The organism is Curvibacter sp. EU05-FHT14A10, from assembly GCF_058791075.1.
The window spans coordinates 265768-286692 of the sequence record NZ_JBYTDE010000002.1; the positions used below are offsets into that span (position 1 = coordinate 265768).

The 20925-nt window shown below is 66.4% G+C and carries 25 protein-coding genes; 2 read left to right on the top strand and 23 right to left on the bottom strand.

Translation table 11 applies throughout. The annotated features are described in order from the left end of the window. Position 1 precedes the first annotated feature (1 nt). The 16 genes from AC3WUT_RS04305 to nifE form a co-directional block, all read right to left on the bottom strand. Positions 2-1000, bottom strand: coding sequence for a tripartite tricarboxylate transporter substrate binding protein (locus tag AC3WUT_RS04305; protein WP_492345842.1), 999 nt, complete (start codon positions 998-1000; stop codon positions 2-4). Next, a complete protein-coding gene (locus AC3WUT_RS04310) occupies positions 997-1242 on the bottom strand; it encodes a hypothetical protein (RefSeq protein WP_492345843.1) in 246 nt (81 codons plus the stop codon). The genes AC3WUT_RS04305 and AC3WUT_RS04310 overlap by 4 nt, the downstream gene beginning before the upstream one ends. Further along, positions 1239-2753, bottom strand: a complete 1515-nt coding sequence (locus AC3WUT_RS04315; RefSeq protein ID WP_492345844.1) for a class I adenylate-forming enzyme family protein — start codon at positions 2751-2753, stop codon at positions 1239-1241. The genes AC3WUT_RS04310 and AC3WUT_RS04315 overlap by 4 nt, the downstream gene beginning before the upstream one ends. Before the next feature lie 197 nt (positions 2754-2950). Next, a complete protein-coding gene (locus tag AC3WUT_RS04320) occupies positions 2951-3682 on the bottom strand; it encodes an LrgB family protein (protein WP_492345845.1) in 732 nt (243 codons plus the stop codon). Then, on the bottom strand, positions 3672-4031 hold the full coding sequence (locus tag AC3WUT_RS04325) for a CidA/LrgA family protein (RefSeq protein ID WP_492345846.1): 360 nt from the start codon (positions 4029-4031) through the stop codon (positions 3672-3674). Before AC3WUT_RS04325 ends, AC3WUT_RS04320 begins: the two co-directional genes overlap by 11 nt. A gap of 125 nt (positions 4032-4156) precedes the next feature. Next, on the bottom strand, positions 4157-4951 hold the full coding sequence (locus tag AC3WUT_RS04330) for a TOBE domain-containing protein (protein ID WP_492345847.1): 795 nt from the start codon (positions 4949-4951) through the stop codon (positions 4157-4159). A 135-nt stretch (positions 4952-5086) separates the two neighbouring features. Further along, on the bottom strand, positions 5087-6124 hold the full coding sequence (locus tag AC3WUT_RS04335) for an LLM class flavin-dependent oxidoreductase (protein WP_492345848.1): 1038 nt from the start codon (positions 6122-6124) through the stop codon (positions 5087-5089). A 124-nt stretch (positions 6125-6248) separates the two neighbouring features. After that, positions 6249-6935, bottom strand: a complete 687-nt coding sequence (locus tag AC3WUT_RS04340) for a globin family protein (protein WP_492345849.1) — start codon at positions 6933-6935, stop codon at positions 6249-6251. Positions 6936-7528: 593 nt separating this feature from the next. Beyond that, positions 7529-7702, bottom strand: a complete 174-nt coding sequence (locus AC3WUT_RS04345) for a hypothetical protein (protein ID WP_492345850.1) — start codon at positions 7700-7702, stop codon at positions 7529-7531. Positions 7703-7740: 38 nt separating this feature from the next. Then, positions 7741-8316 (bottom strand): nitrogen fixation protein NifQ, encoded by a 576-nt coding sequence (locus tag AC3WUT_RS04350; protein ID WP_492345851.1) that lies wholly within the window; start codon positions 8314-8316, stop codon positions 7741-7743. Positions 8317-8333: 17 nt separating this feature from the next. Beyond that, positions 8334-8645 (bottom strand): ferredoxin III, nif-specific, encoded by a 312-nt coding sequence (gene fdxB, locus AC3WUT_RS04355; RefSeq protein WP_492345852.1) that lies wholly within the window; start codon positions 8643-8645, stop codon positions 8334-8336. A gap of 18 nt (positions 8646-8663) precedes the next feature. Beyond that, a complete protein-coding gene (locus AC3WUT_RS04360; protein ID WP_492345853.1) occupies positions 8664-8873 on the bottom strand; it encodes a CCE_0567 family metalloprotein in 210 nt (69 codons plus the stop codon). Between the two features lie 31 nt (positions 8874-8904). After that, positions 8905-9429, bottom strand: a complete 525-nt coding sequence (locus tag AC3WUT_RS04365; protein ID WP_492345854.1) for a NifX-associated nitrogen fixation protein — start codon at positions 9427-9429, stop codon at positions 8905-8907. Next, positions 9422-9841 carry a nitrogen fixation protein NifX gene (nifX, locus tag AC3WUT_RS04370; protein WP_492345855.1) on the bottom strand — a complete coding sequence of 140 codons (420 nt, stop codon included), beginning with the start codon at positions 9839-9841 and terminating at the stop codon, positions 9422-9424. The genes AC3WUT_RS04365 and nifX overlap by 8 nt, the downstream gene beginning before the upstream one ends. A 40-nt stretch (positions 9842-9881) precedes the next feature. Continuing rightward, positions 9882-11309: a nitrogenase iron-molybdenum cofactor biosynthesis protein NifN gene (nifN, locus tag AC3WUT_RS04375; RefSeq protein ID WP_492345856.1), complete on the bottom strand. Its 1428-nt coding sequence runs from the start codon at positions 11307-11309 to the stop codon at positions 9882-9884. 68 nt (positions 11310-11377) lie between these two features. Next, positions 11378-12949 carry a nitrogenase iron-molybdenum cofactor biosynthesis protein NifE gene (gene nifE, locus AC3WUT_RS04380; RefSeq protein WP_492345857.1) on the bottom strand — a complete coding sequence of 524 codons (1572 nt, stop codon included), beginning with the start codon at positions 12947-12949 and terminating at the stop codon, positions 11378-11380. Positions 12950-13238: 289 nt separating this feature from the next. Here nifE and AC3WUT_RS04385 point away from each other — a divergent pair, with 289 nt between their 5' ends. Both AC3WUT_RS04385 and AC3WUT_RS04390 read left to right on the top strand, forming a co-directional pair. After that, a complete protein-coding gene (locus AC3WUT_RS04385) occupies positions 13239-13484 on the top strand; it encodes a hypothetical protein (protein ID WP_492345858.1) in 246 nt (81 codons plus the stop codon). A gap of 163 nt (positions 13485-13647) precedes the next feature. Beyond that, positions 13648-14778 (top strand): hypothetical protein, encoded by a 1131-nt coding sequence (locus AC3WUT_RS04390; protein WP_492345859.1) that lies wholly within the window; start codon positions 13648-13650, stop codon positions 14776-14778. Between the two features lie 116 nt (positions 14779-14894). Here AC3WUT_RS04390 and AC3WUT_RS04395 read toward each other — a convergent pair whose 3' ends face one another. The 7 genes from AC3WUT_RS04395 to nifD all read right to left on the bottom strand — a co-directional run bounded on the left by AC3WUT_RS04395 (position 14895) and on the right by nifD (position 20864). Continuing rightward, positions 14895-15377, bottom strand: a complete 483-nt coding sequence (locus tag AC3WUT_RS04395; RefSeq protein ID WP_492345860.1) for a ferritin-like domain-containing protein — start codon at positions 15375-15377, stop codon at positions 14895-14897. 80 nt (positions 15378-15457) lie between these two features. Next, positions 15458-16363, bottom strand: coding sequence for a hypothetical protein (locus AC3WUT_RS04400; RefSeq protein ID WP_492345861.1), 906 nt, complete (start codon positions 16361-16363; stop codon positions 15458-15460). Between the two features lie 7 nt (positions 16364-16370). Then, positions 16371-16727, bottom strand: coding sequence for a hypothetical protein (locus AC3WUT_RS04405; protein ID WP_492345862.1), 357 nt, complete (start codon positions 16725-16727; stop codon positions 16371-16373). A gap of 9 nt (positions 16728-16736) precedes the next feature. Further along, entirely contained in the window at positions 16737-17306 is a 570-nt protein-coding gene (locus AC3WUT_RS04410) for a hypothetical protein (RefSeq protein WP_492345863.1), read from the bottom strand. 8 nt (positions 17307-17314) lie between these two features. Next, entirely contained in the window at positions 17315-17638 is a 324-nt protein-coding gene (locus tag AC3WUT_RS04415; protein ID WP_492345864.1) for a hypothetical protein, read from the bottom strand. 113 nt (positions 17639-17751) lie between these two features. Further along, complete coding sequence (gene nifK, locus AC3WUT_RS04420) at positions 17752-19311, bottom strand: nitrogenase molybdenum-iron protein subunit beta (RefSeq protein ID WP_492345865.1); 1560 nt, start codon at positions 19309-19311, stop codon at positions 17752-17754. 89 nt (positions 19312-19400) lie between these two features. Next, a complete protein-coding gene (gene nifD / locus AC3WUT_RS04425) occupies positions 19401-20864 on the bottom strand; it encodes a nitrogenase molybdenum-iron protein alpha chain (protein ID WP_019572772.1) in 1464 nt (487 codons plus the stop codon). Positions 20865-20925 lie beyond the last annotated feature (61 nt).

Here is a 20925-nt window from a genome sequence, read left to right on the forward strand (position 1 = left end):
ATCAATCCAGTTTGAAGCCGATCTCGGCCAGCATCTTCTGATCGCGCTCGTACTGGGCGCGGGCGTAATCGGTGTATTCCTGCGGGCTGCTCAGTTGCGCCAGCATGTCGAAGGCGTCCAGCTGCTTCAGGTAGGCCGGGTCGCTGGCGGCCTTGCGGAAGGCAACGTGCAGCCGCTGCAGCACCTCGGGCGGCAGGCGCTTGGGTGCCACCAGGCCCACCGGTGAATCGATCGAGACCGGGTAGCCCAGCTCTTTGAGGGTGGGCACGTCGGGGTAGCTTTTGTGGCGCTGATCCAGAAACACGGCCAGCAGCCGGGCCCGACCGCCTTGCACCTGGGGGCCAAAACCGGGGTCGGCGTACACATCCAGATGGCGCCCGATCAAGGCCTGAAAGGCTTCGGCCCCGCCCTTGAACGACACCATGTTGAACGAGGTGCCCGCACCGCGGGCCATGCGCTCGGCGGTGATGCGGTTGATGCTGATGGCGCCCACATTGCCCCAACTGATCGCGCCCGGCCGGGCCTTGGCGTCGGCCATCAGGTCGTCGAAGGTTTTCCAGGGCGCATCGCGCGCCACGCACACCCCGGTGACCAGGCCGAGAAAGCCCCCGATGTAGGTGAAATCCTTGATCGGATCCCAGTTCACTCGTTGCACCAACGGGGCGCGGATGACCGAGTTGTGCATGACGGCGATCGTGTAGCCATCGCCTTCGGCGATGCGCGCCAAATTGGCCGTGCCCGCCACGCCGCCCGCGCCGGGCTGGTGCATCAGCACCACCGGCTGGCCCAGCTCACGCGAGGCGGCTTCGGCCAGCGAGCGGAACACCGGGTCGAACGAGCCCCCAGGCGGAAAAGGCAGCACCAGTTGGACGGGCTTGCTCGGAAAGCGCTCGCTGGCCCGCCCCGGCGTCGCCGTGCCCGCCAAGCCGAGCGCCGACAGGCCCGCCAGCAGGTTCACCACCCAATGGCGCCGATTGGGCCGCTGAAAATTGAGGTTCATAGATGTCTCCTGATCTTTTGGGGGTCGAACGGAAAACGGCTCAGCGCGACGGCGCCAACTGCCACCAACACCCCGCCGTGCACCGCACCGATGACATTGCCCAGTTCTGCGCGGGCGTCGATGCTCAGCCGGGCCCGCCCGCCCTCCGAAAACTCGCGCCGCATCAGCAGCCAGGCCATGAAGGGCACCTGGCTGAAGACCTGCCGCGGGTCGGTGCCGGCCACCGCCTGGAGCCCGCTCATGCCGCCAGCTGCTGGCGCAGCACGGTCTTCAGCACCTTGCCGGCCGCCGACAAGGGCAGCGCCGGCACATGGCTCAGGCCGCGCGGGCATTTGTAGCCCGCCAGGCGCTCATGGCACCACTCGCGCAAAGCGGGCAGCGGCAGTTGCTCGACACCCGCCCCCTCGACCAGCACCAGCACGGCATGCACCACCTCGCCCCAATGCGGGTCGGGTCGCCCAATGACGGCCGCCTGCGACACCAGCGGGTGGGTGCGCAGCACGCTCTCCACCTCGGCGCAGTAGATGTTCTCGCCCCCGGAAATGATCATGTCTTTGAGGCGGTCCACGATGAACAGGTAGCCCTGCGCATCCATGCGCCCGGCGTCACCCGTGTGCAGCCAACCGTCGCGCAAGGCCTCTGCACTGGTCTCGGGCAGACGCCAGTAGCCGCGGGTGACCATGGGGCCACGCACAACGATCTGCCCCACTTGGCCCGCCGGCAGCTCGCGCCCGCCTTCATCCACGATCTGGATCTCGGCCCCCAGCCCGGCCCGGCCCACCGAATTCAAACGCCCCTGGGCCAGGGCCGCCGGGTTGCGGTGGTTGTCGGGCAGGTTGATGCAGACCGCACCCGCGGTCTCGGTCAGCCCGTAGGCCTGAAAGAACTCAGCATGGGGCCAGGCCTGCAAAGCCCGCTCCAGCAGATCGGGCGGCATGGGGGCGGCGCCAAAGGCAATCCGGTTGAGGCTGCGCACCCGCTCGGGCGCAAAGCCTGGGTCATCGAGCAGCGATTGCAGCATGGTGGGCACCACGATCACATCGCTGATGCCATGGCGCTCAACGGCCTCCAGCACCGCGCCTGGCTTGAAATGCGCCAGGGTCACGCAGGTTCCCCCCACCAGGGTCTGGCCCACCAGGCGCCCCAGCCCGGCCACATGGAACAGCGGTGCCACCAGCAGCGAGACCGACTCGGGGGCGTTGTTCAGCTCAGCGCCCCGGGTCATCGAGGCCGTCCAGAAATTGGCGTGGCTGAGCATCACACCCTTGGATCGGCCCGTGGTGCCCCCGGTGTAAAGAATGGCGGCCAGGGTGTCGCCGCCCGCGCGCACGTCGTGCAGCGCCTGCACGTGTTGGGCCTCATGGGCCAGTTGCTCAAAATCGATCATGGGCAGGGCCAGATCACGCACCCCACCCGCCAAGGCCTCGTCCACCACCAACAGGCTGGCGCCGCTGTCACTGACGGCATAGGCCAGCTCGGGCGCAGTCCAGCGCACGTTCAGGGGGCAGGCCACGGCGCCCAGCCACCAGCAAGCGAACAGCGCCCGCACCAAGCGGTCGTGGTTGGGGGCGAGCAAGGCCACGCGGTCGCCGGGCCCCACGCCACGGGCCTGCAGCGCCGCCGCATGCCGGGCAATGTCGCCCAGCAACTCAGCAAAGGAATGGTCTCGAACATCGCCGTCGCCGACATGGCGCAAAGCGGGCTTGTCGGGGTGTCGCTGCAGTGAACGGTGCAGGCCTTGGGTCAGGTACACGGGGGTCGCTACTCAGGTGAAAGGTCGATCGGAGGGTTCGAGCGCCAAGCGTAGGGCGCCCGGCCCGCCCCCGCCAATGGCTGGATTGACCAATGCACTTGGCGAAAAACGACACGCCCCCCATTTGCTCCTGCGGCTCGTGCGGCCCCTGCAACCCTTGACCCGAGACTGGCGCAGCTAGCGCCCCTGGAGACGCCTCAGCCCGACACCCAGCGCAGCACCACCGGGATCAGCGTGGCGCCAAGAATGCCGTGCAGGCCCATGCCCAGGCTGGCGTAGGTGCCGGCGGCCGGGTGCACGCTGAAGGCCCGTGAGGTACCGATGCCATGGGCGGCCACGCCCAGTGCAAAACCGCGCTGCCACCACGCCGTGACACGGCAGGCATTGAGCACATAGCGCCCAAGCACCGCGCCCAGGATGCCGGTGCTGACCGCAAACACCGCCGTCAAGGTGGGCGAGGCCCCGATGCGCTCGGCCATGCCCATCGCAATCGGGGCGGTGACCGATTTGGCGAACATGGCGCGCACCAGGGTGGCATCGGCATGGAACAGGGTGAGCACGCCTACCGCGACCACGATCGAACACACTCCGCCAGCGGCCAGCGCCAGCAGCAGCACCCCGAAGCGCCCACGCAAGGACGCCCAGCTTTTGTAGATCGGGATCGCCAGCGACACCGTGGCCGTGCCCAGCAGAAAGTGAACAAACTGGGCCCCCTCGAAGTAGCGTGCGTAGGGCATGTCGGCCAGGTACAGGCCCAGGGCCACCACCAGCAGGGCCAGCAGCACCGGATTGGCCAAGGGGTTGCGCCGGCTGCGCTCGTAGCAGAACAACCCCAAGGCATAGGCCCCCAGGGTGAGCAGCAGCGCAAACAGCGGGCTGCCCGCCAGGTACACCCAGATTTCGTGGATGGGGGGCAGATCAGGGCGCATGCTCGTCCTCCGGGCTGGGGCGGGCCGCCCACTTGAGGACCAGCGCCGTCACCGCGATGGTGGCCGACACACTCAAGACCAGGGCCAGGCCCAGGGCCAGCGCGTTGGCCCCCAGCAAGGGCAGGTACATGATCACGCCCACCGAGGCCGGGATGAACAGCAGGCCCAGGTGTTGCAGGATGCCGCTGCCCACCAGGTCGATGCTGGCAGGCACCGTGCCGCGCACCCCCAGGTACGCCAGCAGCAGCACCAGGCCCAGCACCGGCCCGGGAATGAAGGGCAGTGCAAAGCGACTGCACAACTCGCCCAAGGCCTGAAAGGCCAGCAATTGCAGAAAACCATGGATCACGGGGGCTCCTTGTCGGATGGGCTGACAACGCCTTTATAACGCCGCAACCCCGTGGGCCGGCACCCGCACCCCGAGGCTGGTCAAACCCCGACCCGGTGCTTGCGGCCAGGCCCCCTGCCCTGTGCTCAATCCTCCGCCACGGCCACCATCACTGAATAGGCCTTGAACACCGCGGTGGCGGCCTGGCCCACCTCCAGGGCCAGGGCGTCCACCGCGTCGTTGGTGACGCTGGCGGTCAGGTGCATGCCACCGGGCAGGGTCACCACCACCAGCGAGGACACGGCGCCGCGCTCTACCCGCGACAGGGTGCCAGCAAACTGATTGCGGGCCGACAGAGCGTAGCCGCCAAAGTCGGTCACCAGCACCAGGGCCGACGACTTGATCATCACGATAGCGGCCTTGCCCAGCGCCAGCTTGAGGCGCTCGGCCGCCTTGCTGGTCAGGGTGGCCACCACCTCATGGCCGCCAGCGATCTGCACACAGACCTGGGTGGTGACGGGGCCGCTCTCAATGGCCGTGATGCTGCCGGCGAACTGGTTGCGTGCGGTGGTCTTCATGGAAACGCTCCTTAAAAGCCCGGCGAGTGCCGGTTGCTGGGTGAGCCAGGCCTCTTGCTGGCGCAAGAAGGCGGCTTGTTGGGTTTGCAGATGGCGCCAGGCGGCCAGCAGGCCCAGCGAGGCCGGTGTGAGCCGGGTGCCGCCACCGCCGCGCCCGCCCACCACGCGCTCCACCAGGGGTTCGTGCGCCAGCTTGGCCGCACTCTCCAGAATCAGCCAGGCGCCTTTGTAGGTGTAGCCCGCGGCGCGGGCCGCGCGGTTGATCGAGCCGGTGGCGTGCAGGGCCTCAAGCAACTCGAAAAAGCGCCCGTCAAGGCGCCCAGCCAGCCTCAGGTCGCCACTGAGCAGGGTCGAGTCAGCCATGCGCTCTTTCGGTTGCCGCGCAGGCCCAGGGCGCCAGGTGTGGCAAGCAAGCAAGGGCAGCAAGGGTCAGGGGCATGGGGTGGCAGGCAAGGCCCGCGAGGGCGCATTGCAAAATCGGCTGGTGTGGCAAAGCAATCACTGGGCCAGGCCTTGTTGTCGCATTTCCGACATGAACAGGCCCAACGCCGCGCGTGCCTGGGCAGGCTCATGCGCGGCGGGCTTGAGCAGCAACAGATGCGGGCCCAGCAAGGCCTGCAGGCGCTGAACCTGGGCCAGGCAATGGGCCGGGTCACCGATCACGGCATTGGCCAGGATCACCTCGTCAGGCGCATCGGGCTCGAACATGGGCGGGCGCTTGCCCGGCGCAAACTGCACGCCCATCTCCAGCGGATAGGCGCGCACCCCGGCCAGGCCGTGCGCCAGGGCCTGGCCATGGTCGGGCTCACAATGAAAGAAGCGCGCGATCGCAAAACGCAAGCCTCCCTGCCGGGCCCGCTGTGCCTGCACCACCTGGGCCACCTGCGCCAGATCGGACGAAGGCGTGGCCATCAGGCCGTCGCCGTTCGCGGCGGCCAGCGCACACGAGTCGGGGCTGAGGCTGGCCAGCCACACTGGCACCGTGCGCTGCAGCGGTTTGGGCTCGAGCCGCAGGTTGGTGACCTGGTAGAAGCGGCCCGCAAAATCAACGCCCCCATCGCTGTCGCCATCGCCCTGAACCGGGGCCCACAAGCGCCGGATCAGCGCCAGCGCCTCATGCAGATGGGCCCGTGCCTCATCGGCCGAGGCCAGGCCCACCTGGCGGTACTGCTCCGGAAACGGCCCCCCTCGCCCCACGCCGAACTCGATGCGGCCCTGGCTCAGCAAATCCAGCGTGGCCACCTGCTCGGCGATGCGCACCGGGTCGTTCAGGGGCAACAGGGCCGCCCCGGTGCCCAGGCGAATCCGCGTGGTCAGCGCCGCGACGTGGCCCAACAACACCGTGAGAGCGCTGCCAATCGCAAATCCGTTGTGGTGGTGCTCGGCCAGCCACACCGATTCGTAGCCCTGAGCCTCGGCCGCCACGGCCGTGCGCACCAGCTCGAGCAAGGCGCCGGCCGGGTCGTGGTGCGGGTCTTCCACGTTGAGGAACACGCCCAGGCGGGTGAGCCCCGGCGCGGGCGACAAAGACGACATTTGCGACAAAGACGACACAGGCGGGCTTTCTGACAAAGGCCTCGGCACAGCGGGCCCCTGCAGGGCGCGGCGCGAAGAGGAATCAAGACCAGGGTTGAAGGGCGCAGCGCAAGAACCGCGCCGCTCAGCCCCCCCGAGGCGAGGCGTTGAGAAACCAGCTGCGCACCGTGTCGTAGGGGTAGCGGCTGAGGCCTGCGTACCGGGCCTGGGGCGCCAGCAAGTGCACCGACAGGGGCTCGGCCCAATTCCAATAGTCGGCCTGCAGGGCGGGCGCCAGGCCCGCATCGTCCATGGCGTGCCAAAGCTGCACCAGCCACAGCTCGCGGCCCGGTGGGTCCAGCAACAAGGGCAGGCCATAGCCGGCTTGCAGCCGACTGTGGCGCTGGCTGTAATACAGCGGCCCGCCGCAAGACTCGACCACAAAATCGGCCACACGCTGCGCCACGCAATCAAAACAGGGCCCAGCCTGGGCAAACAGCGGGGTGCTGCGCAGGCGCGCCATGTGCAAGGCCACCAGCCTGCGCAGCCCCTCTTCGTTGCACAAGGCCAACAGCCGGTGCGGCGGCTGGGGCAGTTGCGGCAGGCGTTGGTGCAACGAACCGGCCGGCTGGACCGGCTCGCCCTGCCAGCTACCACCACCGCCACCGCCGGCAGTGCCTCCCGCCCCCCGTGGCCAGACCAGGGTCTGGTAGCAGGCCCGTGAGCACGGGATGTAGCGCGCGCTGGGCCCCTCGGCAGCCCTGCCGGGGGCGGCTGGCAGACCGATGCGTTGATGTTGCGTGGGGCCGGGTCGAGGTGCAGTGGTGTTCATGGCGTGTCGGCTTTGTCAGGGTTGGCACAGGGCTTGTCGTGTTTATGTAGCGAACTACATAGGTCGACAGAGCATTGCAAGCTGCGTGCCCGGCTCCAGCGACTGGGGTGCCAACACAGCCTCACGGCGCAACCCCGTGGCCGTCGCCGTGACCTCGATAGGGAGGGCCTGATAGCATGGCCAAAACCTATCAGGAGTGACCTTGAAATGGGCAACCGTTCCAGGCCTGCAGGGCGTGCGGACAGGTGTGGAGCCAGGTTTCAGCGGAGCAACTCAAGAGGCTTTTGGAGCGGAGTGGGAAGTGCCGTGCTGAGTGATCGGAATGGGCTCGCACTTGGGCGGATTGCCTCCCGAAAACCTTGGCGGGGGGGCGGAATCCGGCCAGAAACGAGACTTCGTAATCAGCCGATAAATCTCGGAAGCAGTTATCAATGCCTAGATTTGTTGGCCTGATGACGACACAACGACCGATTTCAGCAAGATCGAGCGGCGGCAGATCAGCCCAGAGCGGGATCTCTGTGTCACTGAATTCAACGCCGGCCAGATGCCGTCAAATCTGAAACGGCGCCAATGCTCGCTTCCCGTTGCCCCCCTCATGCCGTTGACGCGGCAGTAAACACATTGAAACCTTGACGAGAAGCGAGGTCCAATGGCGTATCCACAAAGAGGCCTTTTGCAGCGGTGTCAGCACCGGCATTCAAAGGCGCCTCCAGCGACACCAAGCGATCTTCCGGCTCAGAAGCCAGGTGGAGGGCGGTCTTGATCACAGAAACACCCCAGTCAAATCGACCCAAGCACCCCTGCCCTACTCCGGCCCAAAACAAAGCCCTTGATCCGCACACACCGCACAGCTGGGTGCCCGGCAGATGAACAGCTCGTGGCGCAGGCAGAGCTGCTTGTAGAAGAACTTCTTCCACTTCATGTTCTGGTGGTTGAGCGAGGCCAGGGTGGGGAACCAGGTGGCAATCAAGGCCGAGAGTTCGGCCCGTGAGGGCAATGCCAGGTCTTGCCACAGGTGGTTGTTGCCCAGGCAGGCGCAGGCGATGGCGTGGGCCACGGCCTCGCGTTCGGCCGGGGTGCCGGCGGGCAGGGCCATGTGCTCGCGCAGCAGGTCCAGCAGGTCGTCGACCTCGTCCTGCCGGGGCTCCGGTCGGTGGGCCTGTGCCAAGACGGCCCAATCCAGACCCAGATGCCGGTCGGCGCCCGGGAACCAGCGCTGGAGTGCCAGCCGGGTGGGCTCTGCGCCCAGGCCGCTGAGGGGCAGCCAGGCCAGGCCATGGGCCTGCCAGGCCTGTTCCAGCACGCCGGCCAGGGCCAGGGCGGCGGGCTCCAGCGGGTCGGTATCGGCGAACGACAGCAATAAGGTGCGGTAGGTGTCCATGGGCAGACCCGCCGGGTTCACGCCGGGGCGGCGGCGTGGGTGTAGCACTTCTTGGGGCAGATCTTGGCGCAGGCGGTGCAGCCGATGCACAGCTCCTGATGGGCGATGGTCATGACCTTTTTCTCGTACTCATCGTCTTCGTCGTCGTCATCGCCGGCCAGGTGGATGCGTTCGCCGTCTTCGTCCAGGCCCACCAGCTCCAGCACGCCGCGCGGGCAAACGCGAAAGCAGCGCCCGCAGCCGATGCACTTGGCTTCGTCGAGGCTGGCCACGAAGGTCGGGGTCCATTGCGCGCCGCTGGGCAGCGTGACCTGAAAGTGTTCGCTCATGGTGGGCTCCGGGCAGGGTCAGGAGGTGGCCTGGGCCGCCTCGCGGCGGGCGTCCATCAGGTCGGCGTGGGCGCGGTGGCAGCGCTGGGCCACGTCCAAGATGCGTTCCCAGCCGGTGGGCAGGTCTTCGGACAGATCGTGCAGATCCATCTTGGCCTGGGTGGCCTGGGCGTTGAGCTTCTTGATGCGCGCTTTGAGCTCGTCGGCGCGGGGGTCGGGCGTGGTCATGGTCAAAACGTCTGAAGGGGGGGTTGCGGCGTCAGGCCCCGTACTGGGCCACGGCCGGGTAGGTGCGGATCATGGTGATGGCCTCATCGAGAAACTTGCCGCCGGCCTCGGCCAGCTTGGCCAGCGACGGAAAGCCGAAGCGATGCACATCGCGCAGTTGTTTGTTGACCACCACCAGGCGGCCGGCCAGCAGCACCATGCGGCCAAAGCCCTCGTGGCTCATCTTCATCATGGGCGACACCATCTGGCCGGTCTCGCGTTCGATGGCCACGGCGATCGCGTTGTAGAAGATGTCGAGCCGCCACAGGATTTCGGGGTCGGGGTCGCCCAGGATGGGCAGGGCCCGGCGCTCTTCGGGGGTGAGGATGTAGGGGCGCAGCAGTTGAAGGTCGGTCTTGCCGTCCCAGGCGCCATGGGTGTCCTGGGCGCGCAGCTGCTTGATCAGTTGCTGCACAAAGGGCTGGGCCAGAAAGGCCGTGTCGTCGGCCCCGACGGGCAGTTCAGCGGGCGCAGCAGCGTCAAGGGCGGGGGGGGTGGTAAGAGTGGCTTCAGCCATGTTGGACCTCGTCGAGTTCGTCATCAAAATCGTGGGCGCGAGGCTGATCTTTGGTCATGGCCTTGCGCAGCCAGGGGGGCGGTGTGCCCTTGAGCACGCCTTGCAGCTTGAGCAGGATCTCGTCGATCACCTCGGGCTGGGGCACCTTGATCGGGTGGATCTTCAGGGCCACCACCCGCGCCGCGCCCGAACCACCGATGGCGGCCACGTACAGGATGGCGCAGTCTTTGATGGCTTCAAGCTTGGGGGCCAGCTTGTCTTCGTCACCGTCTTCCTCAAGCTTGCCGTCGAAGTCGAAGGCCTCGACAAAGCGCGAGCCCTCGGGCGTCACGTCGTAGCAGAGAATGCTTTTGGCCCAGCCGAAGTGGGCGTCCACGCGGACCTTGTCCTGGGTGGCGAAGGCGACTTTCATGGGGAACTCCTGTTCTTCAGAGAGGGGCATTGAATGGGGCTCAGAAGCTGCAAGCCTGGGCCGGTGGTGCCGCCTGATGCGCTTCAAGCGCCATCGAGGCAGGGGAAACGGGGCTGGCCGAGGGGCGGCTGGCCGCGCGCTGGGCCTCGGGGCTCAGGGGCCAGTCGCCCGCGTGGTGGTGCGGCAGGTGCTCGATCATGAGGTTGGCGATCTCGAAGATCAGGTTCATGGTGCCGCGGTAGCCCACCATGCGCCGGTGCGAGTTGCCCACCCGATCGAACATCGGAAAGCCCACGCGCCACAGCGGCTTGCCCAGGTGCTCGGCCGCCTGGCGCCCGTGCGAATGGGTGATCAGCACATCGCAATCGACGGCCATGCGCTCCAGGTCTTCCAGGTCGCCCAGCAGCACTTCGGCGGCCGGCAACAGGGCGTGGGCAGGCGATGCGGTGGTGCTGATGCACACGCTCAGCTCGGCGCCCATCTCGTGCAGCAAGGCGCCCACGGCCAGCAGCAGGTCAGGCTCGGCCGCCAGGGCCACCTTGATGCCACCGGTGTAGAAATGCCCGTCGAGCATGGCGTCAAGCAACTGGCTGCGCTGGCGGCGCAGCCGGGCCGGCACGGGCTGGCCCGACACCTGCGACAGGCGCAGCAGCAGGCGGTCGTTGGGCTCCAGCCCGGTCAGGCGCTCGAACACCTCAAAAGGCGTGCCGGCGATGGCCTGCAGGGCCTGGGCCGCCTGCCGGGTTTGCTCGCCCACCCCCAAGGTGAAGGCCGAGGCCCCTGTGGCGCGAATGTCCTCCAAGCTGGTGCCGCCCAGGGTGGTGCCGCGCCAGTCGGGGGCGATGTGGCCGTCCAGCGAGCCCGACAGATCGGGCAGCACCACCGGCTGCAGACCAAAGGCCTCGATGATCTCGCGCAGCTCGTCGATGTCGCCGGGTGAGAGGTGGCTGCCAGGCAACAGCGTCACCTGCCGGGGCCGCACCGGCAAGGGCTTGACCAGTTGCTGCACCAGGCCGGTCAGGGCGAGGCGGTAGCCGTCTTCAAAGGCGCCCACGTAGTCGGGGGTGGAGACGTAGACGATCTCGGTGTCGGCCAGTTCGGGATGGCGCTGGCGGGCGGTGACCAGAAAGCCCTCCACATCGTCGCCCTTGGTCTCGGTCAGGCCGGTGGAGCAGATGGCGATCAGCCGCGGTGCGGCGCGCTTGCGGATGTTGAGCAAGGCCGTGACCAGGTTGTCGTAGCCCCCCATGATGGTGGTCACCTCGTTCATGGCCGTGGTCTGCAGTGGAATGGCCTCTTTGAAGTGGCGCACCAGCAGCACCAGGCCGAACGAGGTGCAGCCCTGCGAGCCATGCATCACCGGCATGCAGTCGGCCAGGCCCAGAAAGGCCAGGCTGGCCCCCAGGGGCTGGCTCATCTTGAGCGGGTTGACGGTGCAGGCTTTCTTCGACTCGACGACCTTGGCCATGGTGGGGCTCTCCGGCTGGGTGGATGGGGTGGGCTGGCGGGCAGAAAAGCAGACAGGCGTGGCAGGGCTCAAACCGGAATCTCTTCGGCGCTGAGGCCCAGAGACTGGGCCGCCACGTCGCTCAGGTACTGGTGCGCTGCCATGGGCATGGGCATGGGCATGGGTTCGGGTGTGGGGCTGGGCAAGGTTGCCGCGCTTGCGGGGGTCGCATCCGGGCCGGCAGCGCTGGCCGGCACCGCGCCCAGGGTTGCGCCGTCGTCACCCCAAGGTGCCGGGATGCGCACCTGCTGCCACACCGGGTTGAACAGGGCCCGGTCGATCTCGTGCACCAGTTCCACCATGCCCTCGTAGCCGCCATAGGGGTGGTGGCGCTCCTGGTTGATGTCGAGCCAGGGCATGCGCGCCTTCAGGGCGACAAACTGCGAGCGCCCGCCCGACAGCATGATGTCGGCCCGCGCCTCGCGCAGCATCTTGTACATCTCGCGCGGGGTCATGTCGTCGATCATGTGGGCGTCGTCGCCCATGATCTCCTTGATCTTTTCCTTGTCTTCGCGGGTGCTCTTCTTGACGCTGGTGCCCACGATCTCAAGCCCTGCTTCTTGCAGGGCCGACACCACCGACCAGGACTTGACGCCGCCGGTGATCAGCAGCACCCGCTTGCCGCTCAGGCGGGCCTTGTAGCTGGCAATGCGCTTCCAGGCCCGGGCCTCTTCCACCTCGATCAGGCGCTCGGTGCGCTCCAGCAGCTCGGCATCGGCGCCCTGGCGCACCAGCAGCGTGGCGATCTGGCGCAGGGTGTCGCTCATGTCGCTGATGCCGTAGAACGAGCCCTCGAAGTACGGAATGCCGTAGCGCTGCTCCATGCGGGTGGCCACATTGATCATCGACTTGGAGCACACCATCATGTTGACCTTGGCGCGGTGTGCGCTGGCGATCTCGTTGTAGCGGCCATCGCCCGAGATGCACGACAGCACCCGGATGCCCAAGGCCTCCAGCAGTGGCCGGGTCTGCCACAGCTCGCCCACCAGGTTGTATTCACCGATGATGTTGATGTCCAGCGGGGTGGTGTACTCGGGCTCCCGGGTGCCGATCACGTAGTCGAGCAAGGCCTCGGCACCCAGCTTGTTGCCCAGGTTCTTGGGGCCGGCAAAGCCCGGCGCGTTGACCGGGATCACCGGTTTGCCAAACTTGGCGCTGGCGCGCTGGCACACGGCCTCGATGTCGTCGCCGATCAGGGCCGTCACACAGGTCTGGTACACAAACACCGCCGGCGGGTCGAACTTCTCGATGATCTCGCGCACACTGCGGAACAGGCGTTTTTCGCCGCCATAGATCACATCGAGCTCATGGATGTCGGTGGTGAAACCGGTGCGGTAGATCTGCGAGCCCGACGAGGCCGAATGCCGGTTGTCCCACGAGTTGCCCTCGCAGGCGATCGGGCCATGCACCAGGTGGGCCACGTCGGCAATCGGCTGCAACGCGATCTTGGCGCCATCAAACGCACAGCCACCGGCGGCGGCACCGGGCGACAGCTGCTTGGTGCATCCTTTCTTGCGCTCTTTCTCAGTCTTGCCCTGGTTCTTGTCGCAACCGGGCTCTTCGAACACTTCGGCAATTTTCGCTTTGAGCGAGACGGACATGGGGCACTCCTGACAGCGGTGGGGTGGGTAAGCCCTCTTTGCAGTTTTGGTGCCAGCGACAAAGCGCACAAAACGGCATTGCCCACCCCCCCGGTACAACGCCCGGTCGCACCTGGCCCACTGCGGCGTGAAGCGTTTGACGCAATTGAAGGGTTTGCGACACAGCGCCCTACCGCCCACCACCACCGCCCTAGAATGGCCGCCTGCAGCAGGCCCGCCCTGCCCTGCCCGCCACCAGGGCCCTGCCCACCCAACCCTCCGACTCAACCAAACCAGACCTCAGCCGTTCATGCCTGCCACCGAACTCACCGTGACCCCCGCCGGCCAAGTGGCCGGCAAACACCTGCTGATCCCCAGCGGCCCCGAGGGCACCTTTTACCCCCACATCCAGGACTGGGTCACCGCCCAGCGCAAGGCCGGCAAAGTAGTGCGCGACGTGAGCTCCGAGGTGCTGGTCAAAGGCATCAAGCAGTGGGCCGCCTACGAGCACAAGGCCGGCGGCAAGATGGTGCGGACGGTGTTCAAGATCACTTGAGGGGGCTCTGGGGCGATTTGTTCGCCCCACTTCACCTCAAAGCGCCGCAGCACGCCTGCCATCAAGGCAGCCGGCAAGGCATGGCCAGCTTTCGTTTAGGATGAAATCAAGACAAACGACCCTGTCAACTGGGGGCCGAAGACCCCAACGGAGGACCTTGATCATGGCAAAGACCCACCTGAAACGTTGCCTGGCCATCGCATGCATGGCGGCCTCACTGGGGCCCTCTGTGTCGCCGGCCTTTCAGGTTCTGCCTCGCATCAGCGACGTTGACCGAAAGCTCTCCAGCCTGGGCAGCAACCAGATCATCGACGGTCTGGGGCAATGGTTGGTTGGCAACGCGCTTCCTTTGATCAAAAGCCCGGTGCATGAAGCCATCACCCTCAACGCCCTTGACTGCACGGTTCAGCCAGGCGCTGAAAAAGACTGCCTGACCACCGAAGCGGTCCGGGCCCACCAGGTGCTTTTGTACGGCGTACGCTGGCCCGACGATCCACCGTTCGCGCTGAACCGCGCGTCGCCGCCGCGCATTGCAGACTGTGACCCCAGTGTCACGCTGCGCTCAACTGCCCAGCCCAAGTGCTGGAAGGGCCTGTTTTCCGATGCCGACAAGACCGCCAAGCAGCGCATGGCCAGCCGGCCCGGCGAACCTGCTTTCGGCCCAGGCGACTACTTGTTGTACCGATCCCATTTTGGTGACCTGCAGTTCTTCCATTCAATGGCCGCGCACGACGGAGAGACTGCCGCCGAGACCCAGCAACGCATGCGCATGTGGGCACAGTTCCTCTGGGGGGTGGCGACCCAGACAATTCCAACCGATCAATTCATCCGAACCCTCGGCATGGCCCCGCTGGCGCTCTATTTTCCTGGCGACATGACGGCCACCAATCTGATGGCAACCGGCATCGTCGAGGTCCGCAAAGACCTCGACCAAGTGGCTCTGGGTGTTCTGCTGCACATGCTCCAGGACAGCTTTTCACAGGCCCACGCCGGACGGGCCCCTGAGAGCGGGGCCGCATGCGAAGGGATGGCGCGGTTTGCACAGCCCGGCAAGATCCGCCAGTTCTACAGTTACGCGGGACAGGTGGGCAGCCTGCACGACCACGAGGACACCTTCAAGGCGCTGGGCCTGCAAACCCTGCAGGTCAGCCCCAGCGTCGTCGATGCCAGCCGAGCCTTGCTGACCTTGTGGAAAGAAAAGGCAGCTTGGCACGAGGCAGAGAAATACTTCGATTGCGCCTTTGCGCTGGAAGCACCCGATGCTCCCGCGGGACCCGGCCCCTTCACGAATTGAGGCCACGTTGCTGGCCTGTGTGAGGTCCTGAAGACCCATGACGGCCACGCGGTCAAGGCTCGACAGAAGTTCAGCGCTGCGAAACGTTGGGCCTGCTTCTGTCTTTCACTTGTCCATCACCCCTCCACCGGCAAAGGCAGACCTGCCTTCTGCAGATCCACCCAGCGCTGCAACTCCAGCACGTGGGCGCTTTCTTCGTCGACAAACTCGCGCGCCAGGGTGCGGATTTCGGGGTCGGTGGTGCCGTCAAGCACCTGCTGGTAGAAGTCACGGCCCGAGGTTTCGGCTTGCAGGGCCACCTGCAGCGCCTGCTCCGGGCCCAGTTGGGGGTCGGCGGCCCAGATGGCGGCGGCCTCGGGGCTTTCGAGGTCGGGCCAGCTGAAATCCTCGGCTTTCAGCGCGGGCAACTGGCGGTAGGCGGCGCGGGCACGGGCGTCTTGCAGGTGCAGCAGCGAGTAGTCGGCCAGGCGCCTGAACAGGCGGGCCACCGCGCGGTTGCCCGCGCTCTGCATGGCGTCGGCCAGTTCGCCAAAGCGGCGGGCGGCCTCGCTCTCCAGCTGGATGGAATGGGCCAGAAAGGTTTCGATGTCGTAGTGCATGGCGATGGTCTGCGTTGGCGGTGATGGTCAGCGATGGTCAGCGATGGTCAGCGATGGTCAGCGATGGGCATGTGGGCGCATCAGCGCCACGGTGGGGGCGGCGATGGCCCGGACGCCTGCCTGAAGGGCACTTGCAACAGGATCTGCCGCAGGCGTGCCAGTTGTGCCTGCCGCCAGGTCAGGTCATGCCTCGGGTCGGCCTGCGCGCCGGGCACCGACACGGCAAGCAGCGCGGCCTGCATGCGCTGCCACCAGCGGGCCTGCACGAAGCCGGGGCGCCCAACAGTGGCCTCGTACTCCAGCTGGCAGAGGTGCAACAAGGTGCCCAGCGTCTGCGGCTGATCCGGGCAACCCAGCTCCAGCAGCAGTTGCAGCACCGCCTCGGGATCGCCATCGGCCAGATGCAGCAGACGATCGCGGTGCCGCATCAATTGGCGGCACAGCACCAGCCTCGCTTCGGGCAGTTGACAGCGTTCGCTCAGGGCGGCCAGCACGGCCAGGGCCGTCTCACCGGGACGGGTCGGCCGCAGCCGGTCCACCGCCCGATCGAGGCACCGGTCGCCTTCCGGCGGCATCCCGCCGATGCGGTGCAACAGCCCGGCCAGGCGGTGCTCCAGTGGGGCACCGCTGGCGGCCAACCGGTCCAGCACCCGCAGTTGGACCTCGGCCGCATGCGGGGCGACCAAGGACGGCGTTGCATCGGACGCAGCCCCCACCGGCAGGGCTTGGGCATAGAGCTGGTCGAGTTCGGGCAAGAAGCGCTTCAGGCCGCCGCAGGCGCGCAGCGCCTCGAAGAAGCCCCTTGGGTACGGCGCCATCAAGGCCCGGCAAAGGCTCTGGCCGCGCTGCTCAGGGCGCAGGCGCTCGATGCGGTCCATCTGTACCAGGCAGCTCATCCAGGCCAGGTCCTGCGCGTCCAGGCCGGCGGCCTGGCTCTGCGCGGCCGCCAGCGAAAGGCGGATCAAGTCTTGGCCGGTGCCGCTCATGGTGTGCTCACAGCTTCATGTCGAACCACACCGGATGACGCTGCCGCAGCTGGTGCAGCATGTCCAGCGTGGCAGGCACCAGGGCCTTCAGGGCGTACCAGACGGCCTCGCGGCGCGCGCTGCCCGGCTGCTCCAGCAGGGTCTGCAACACGCCCCAGCCGTGCCAGTCCAGTTGCGGCAGGTTCAACTGCAGGGCCTCGGGCAGGTGCGACAGGGTCTGGGCCATGATCAGCAGCTGCTGCTCCACCTCGGCCAGGGTGTTGGGGCTGGCAAACAGTTCATCCTCATCCTGCAACTCGCGCAGCAGCAGGGCCAGGGTGCGGCCACCCGACTGCAGGATGGCCAGTTGCATCAGCGCCAGCACGGCCTGCCCCTATTGGTTGTCGGCCAGCACTTCGAGTGCCACCAACTGCTGATACAGGGCGCGCCGGGCGTGCCAGTGCGCAGGCCCCACCAGGGCTGGGTCGGCGCCCTCGAAGGCGTGCAGGGCCTGCTCGTCGCTCCAGTAGACCGTGGTGCGGCCCGGGCGGGCGGCCAGTGCGGCCTCCAACGCCTGGCGCAGGCTCACGGGTTCAGCTTGCAGCATGCCGCGCCCCAGCAGGTGGTCGGCTCGGTACAGCGGGGCGTCATAGCCATGGTGCTGCCCCAGCGCGCACAGGGCCGGAAAGCGCGCCTCGGCCTCAGGGCCGGGGGGCAGATCGGCCAGCAGCTCCAGCCATTCGCGGGCGCTCTGCCGGTCGTAGATCTCCCAGGGCTGCAGGGCATCGGTGGCGGCCACCTTGCGGGCCAGGTCGGCCTCATCGTAGGCAAACCAGGCACGGGGTTCAATGCGAGGTTCGGTGCGAGGTTCAGACCGGGCCTGCACGGGGGTACCCGCCGGGGCCGATGCGGCGGCCAGCGATCCGGTCGACGCGTCGGCGGGGCGTTCCAGGATGTAGATCATGACGGGCTTCACTCCACCCCATCGGCCTCAGCCTTGGCCCACAGGGCCCGCCGGATGCGCTGGTTGATGCCCGAAGGGCTGGCGTCAAACTGGCGCTGCGCCTGCGTCATGGCGCCCTGGGCCGTGGCGGCTTCGCTGAGCGTGAGTGGCAGGCGACCGGCCACATAGGCCGCATCGGGCATGACGCGGGCAATGGCCTGGCGGTTGGGGTGCTCACTCAAGGGCACCAGCACGGTGGTCTCGGGCACACCGTCCAGACACAGCTGCCCGTCGATGACCTCGACGCGGCGCCCGTCCAGGGTGGTCTTCACATGGGTGATGGGGGCATTCATGGCGATGACTCCTCTGCGCGAAGGGACAACGGTCCGGGCTCGGGCAGTGGGCACAGGCCCTGCCCAGCCGGTGCGAGACGGGCCACCTGGCACAAGGTGGCCCGCCGTGCACATCAGCGGATGATGTCGAACGAGTAGTCGGTCTTGGAGGCCACGTTGGTGTTGGCGTCCAGGGTTTCGAAGAACTCGTCGAGCAGGGTCACCAGCACGCGCAGGCCGCCGTCATAGCCCCAGGTGGGGTAGCGGTGGTAGTGGTGGCGGTCAAAGATCGGGAACACCATGCGGACCAGCGGGGTGCCGGTGTCGCGCTCCAGGTACTTGCCGTAGGTGTTGCCGATCAGAAAATCCACCGGCTCCGTGAACAGCAGCGAGCGCAGGTGCCACAGGTCGCGCTTGGGGTAGGCCTTGCAGCCGGCACCGTAGGGCGAGGCGTCGAACAAGGCCTGCACCCGCCTGGCCCATTCTTCGTTGCCGTTGGTGGCCACCACATGGGCCGGCTCGGCGCCCAGCTCCAACAGAAACTGGGTGTAGCCCAGCATCTGGTCAGGGTCGCCGTACAGGGCGTAGCGTTTGCCGTGCAAGTGGGCCTGGCTGTCGGCCATGGCATCGACCAACTGGCCGCGCTCCAGCTCCAGCTCGGCCGGCACCGGCTTGCCCGTGAGGCGCGAGATGGCCAGCAGGAAGGCATCGGTGCCGGCCACGCCCACCGGGGCGTTCAGCACCACCACTTCCTGGCCGTGTTCCTTGATGAACTTGCTGGTCTTCTCGCTGCAGAACTCCTGGAACACGATGGTGGCCTTGGCGTGCAGGGCACGCTCCACCTCTTCCTTGGTGGTGCCGCCTTCGTACATCCGGAACTCACCATCGGTGGGGGTGTTCCAGTTGCCCGAGGGGTCGCACAGCACGTTCACCTGCACGCCGAACAGGCTGAAGATGCGGCGGATCTCTTTCATGTTGCCGACCACAAAGCCGTCAAAGCCACCGATGAAGTTGATGCTCTCATCGGGCACGCGGGTCAGTGGCGCGGTGGTGCCGGCCTTGCCGTCCCAGAAGTGCTTGAGGATGCCCAGCAAGGCATTGTCGTAGCCGGTGATGTGGCTGCCCACAAAGGCCGGTGTGTGGGCAAAAGGCACGTCGTAGGCCTCGGGGACGCTGCCCTTTTGTTTGCTGTTCTTGATGAAGGCGTCCAGGTCATCGCCGATCACTTCGGCCATGCAGGTGGTGGACACCGCAATCATCTCGGGCTTGTACAGGTTGTAGGCGTTGGCCAGGCCGTCGATCATGTTGTTCAGGCCCCCGAAGACGGCGGCGTCTTCGGTCATCGACGAGCTCACGCACGAGGTGGGCTCCTTGAAGTGGCGCGAGAAGTGCGATCGGTAGTAGGCCACGCAGCCCTGGCTGCCGTGCACAAAGCTCAAGGTCTTGTGAAAGCCGTTGGCCACGTACACGGCGCCCAGCGGCTGGCAGGCCTTGGCCGGGTTCACGGTCAGTGAGTCGCGGGCAAAGTTTTTTTGCTTGTAGTCTTCGGTCTTGGTCCACTCGATGACCTGTTTGACGGTGTCGTCGGAGTGGTTGAACTCGAAGTTCTCTTTCTTGGTTCGGAAGATTTCCTGGTACTCGGGCTCACGGAACAGCAATTCGTGGTCGAGGATCTTGTCGGCGGATTGGGGCATGACGGGCTCCGGTAAACGAGAGAGGGTTCAGGGGGCCCCGGGCGCGGGGCACCCGGGGCGCTGGCGAAAGCTGGCGGTGGCTGATGGGATCAGGCGGCCTTTTTCCAGGGCGCCTGGGTCAGGCCCCAGATCGGGCTGGAGATGGCCATGTCCATGTCGCGCGCAAAAATCGCGAAGCCGTCATAGCCGTGGTATGGGCCCGAGTAGTCCCAGCTGTGCATCTGCCGGAAGGGCACGCCCATTTTCTGGAACACGTACTTTTCCTTGATGCCCGAGCCAACCAGGTCGGGCTTGACCTGCTCGACGAACTTCTCGAACTCGTAGCCTGTCACGTCGTCATAGATCAGCGTGCCGTCTTTGACGTAGTGAGTGGTGCGCTGGTAGTCGTCGTTGTGGCCGAACTCGTAGCCCGTGCCCACCACTTCCATGCCCAGGTCCTCGTAGGCGCCGATCACGTGGCGCGGGCGCAGGCCGCCCACGAACAGCATGACCTTCTTGCCTTCCAGGCGGGGCTTGTACTTGGCGATCACCGCGTCCATCAACGGGCGGTAGCGGGCGATCAGTTTTTCGGCATTGGCCTTGATGGTGTCGTCGAAGTGGCTGGCGATCTCGCGCAGGCTCTTCTCGATCATCGAAGGGCCGAAGAAGTTGTACTCCACCCATGGGATACCGTACTTTTCTTCCATGTGCCGGCTGATGTAGTTCATCGAACGGTAGCAGTGCAGCACGTTGAGCTTGGCCTTGGGGGTGTTCTCCAGCTCGGCGATGGTGCCGTCGCCCGACCATTGCGCGATCACGCGAAGGCCCATCTCTTCGAGCAGGATGCGGCTGGCCCAGGCGTCGCCACCGATGTTGTAGTCGCCGATGATGGCCACGTCGTAAGGGGTGGAGACGAAATCGGGGCGCTTGTTGGGGTCGACCTTGTCGAACACCCAGTCCCGGATCGCGTCGTTGGCCAGGTGGTGGCCCAGCGACTGGCTCACGCCGCGAAAGCCTTCGCAACGCACGGGCACGATGGTGTGACCTTCGTACTGCTTGGCCTTCTTCTTGGAGACGGCTTCGATGTCGTCGCCGATCAGGCCGATCGGGCACTCGGACTGGATCGAGATGCCTTTGTTGAGCGGGAACAGTTCCTGGATCTCGTCAATGATCTTGTCGAGCTTCTTGTCACCGCCGAAGACGATGTCTTTTTCCTGGAAGTCCGAGGTGAACTGCATCGTCACAAAGGTGTCGATGCCGGTGGTGCCGATATAGTAGTTGCGACGAGCAGCCCACGAGTACTGGCCGCAGCCCACCGGGCCGTGGCTGATGTGGACCATGTCCTTGATGGGGCCCCACACCACGCCCTTGGAGCCCGCGTAGGCACAACCCCGGATCGTCATGACGCCGGGCAAGGATTTGATGTTGGACTTGACCCCGCAATCGGGCTTGCCGTCCTCGAAGGTGCCCAGGTGCTTGGCGCGCCGCTTGGCCATCTTTTCAGGGTAGGCCTTCAGCACTTCATCGATCAGGGCCTTGTTCGCGGCCTTGCGTTCTTCAACGGTGGCGGTCATGGAGAGCTCCGGTTAGATAGTTGTCAGTGAGAGTCGGGCGCGGGGGCAGGCCCTCGTGTGG

Excerpts from the sequence above, each read along its gene's own strand:
- AC3WUT_RS04305 (WP_492345842.1), bottom strand. The coding sequence starts at position 1,000 with ATGAACCTCAATTTTCAGCGGCCCAATCGGCGCCATTGGGTGGTGAAC.
- AC3WUT_RS04310 (WP_492345843.1), bottom strand. The coding sequence starts at position 1,242 with ATGAGCGGGCTCCAGGCGGTGGCCGGCACCGACCCGCGGCAGGTCTTC.
- AC3WUT_RS04320 (WP_492345845.1), bottom strand. The coding sequence starts at position 3,682 with ATGCGCCCTGATCTGCCCCCCATCCACGAAATCTGGGTGTACCTGGCG.
- AC3WUT_RS04330 (WP_492345847.1), bottom strand. The coding sequence starts at position 4,951 with ATGGCTGACTCGACCCTGCTCAGTGGCGACCTGAGGCTGGCTGGGCGC.
- AC3WUT_RS04335 (WP_492345848.1), bottom strand. The coding sequence starts at position 6,124 with ATGTCGTCTTTGTCGCCCGCGCCGGGGCTCACCCGCCTGGGCGTGTTC.
- AC3WUT_RS04340 (WP_492345849.1), bottom strand. The coding sequence starts at position 6,935 with ATGAACACCACTGCACCTCGACCCGGCCCCACGCAACATCAACGCATC.
- AC3WUT_RS04350 (WP_492345851.1), bottom strand. The coding sequence starts at position 8,316 with ATGGACACCTACCGCACCTTATTGCTGTCGTTCGCCGATACCGACCCG.
- fdxB (WP_492345852.1), bottom strand. The coding sequence starts at position 8,645 with ATGAGCGAACACTTTCAGGTCACGCTGCCCAGCGGCGCGCAATGGACC.
- AC3WUT_RS04360 (WP_492345853.1), bottom strand. The coding sequence starts at position 8,873 with ATGACCACGCCCGACCCCCGCGCCGACGAGCTCAAAGCGCGCATCAAG.
- AC3WUT_RS04365 (WP_492345854.1), bottom strand. The coding sequence starts at position 9,429 with ATGGCTGAAGCCACTCTTACCACCCCCCCCGCCCTTGACGCTGCTGCG.
- nifX (WP_492345855.1), bottom strand. The coding sequence starts at position 9,841 with ATGAAAGTCGCCTTCGCCACCCAGGACAAGGTCCGCGTGGACGCCCAC.
- nifN (WP_492345856.1), bottom strand. The coding sequence starts at position 11,309 with ATGGCCAAGGTCGTCGAGTCGAAGAAAGCCTGCACCGTCAACCCGCTC.
- nifE (WP_492345857.1), bottom strand. The coding sequence starts at position 12,949 with ATGTCCGTCTCGCTCAAAGCGAAAATTGCCGAAGTGTTCGAAGAGCCC.
- AC3WUT_RS04385 (WP_492345858.1), top strand. The coding sequence starts at position 13,239 with ATGCCTGCCACCGAACTCACCGTGACCCCCGCCGGCCAAGTGGCCGGC.
- AC3WUT_RS04390 (WP_492345859.1), top strand. The coding sequence starts at position 13,648 with ATGGCAAAGACCCACCTGAAACGTTGCCTGGCCATCGCATGCATGGCG.
- AC3WUT_RS04395 (WP_492345860.1), bottom strand. The coding sequence starts at position 15,377 with ATGCACTACGACATCGAAACCTTTCTGGCCCATTCCATCCAGCTGGAG.
- AC3WUT_RS04400 (WP_492345861.1), bottom strand. The coding sequence starts at position 16,363 with ATGAGCGGCACCGGCCAAGACTTGATCCGCCTTTCGCTGGCGGCCGCG.
- AC3WUT_RS04410 (WP_492345863.1), bottom strand. The coding sequence starts at position 17,306 with ATGATCTACATCCTGGAACGCCCCGCCGACGCGTCGACCGGATCGCTG.
- AC3WUT_RS04415 (WP_492345864.1), bottom strand. The coding sequence starts at position 17,638 with ATGAATGCCCCCATCACCCATGTGAAGACCACCCTGGACGGGCGCCGC.
- nifK (WP_492345865.1), bottom strand. The coding sequence starts at position 19,311 with ATGCCCCAATCCGCCGACAAGATCCTCGACCACGAATTGCTGTTCCGT.
- nifD (WP_019572772.1), bottom strand. The coding sequence starts at position 20,864 with ATGACCGCCACCGTTGAAGAACGCAAGGCCGCGAACAAGGCCCTGATC.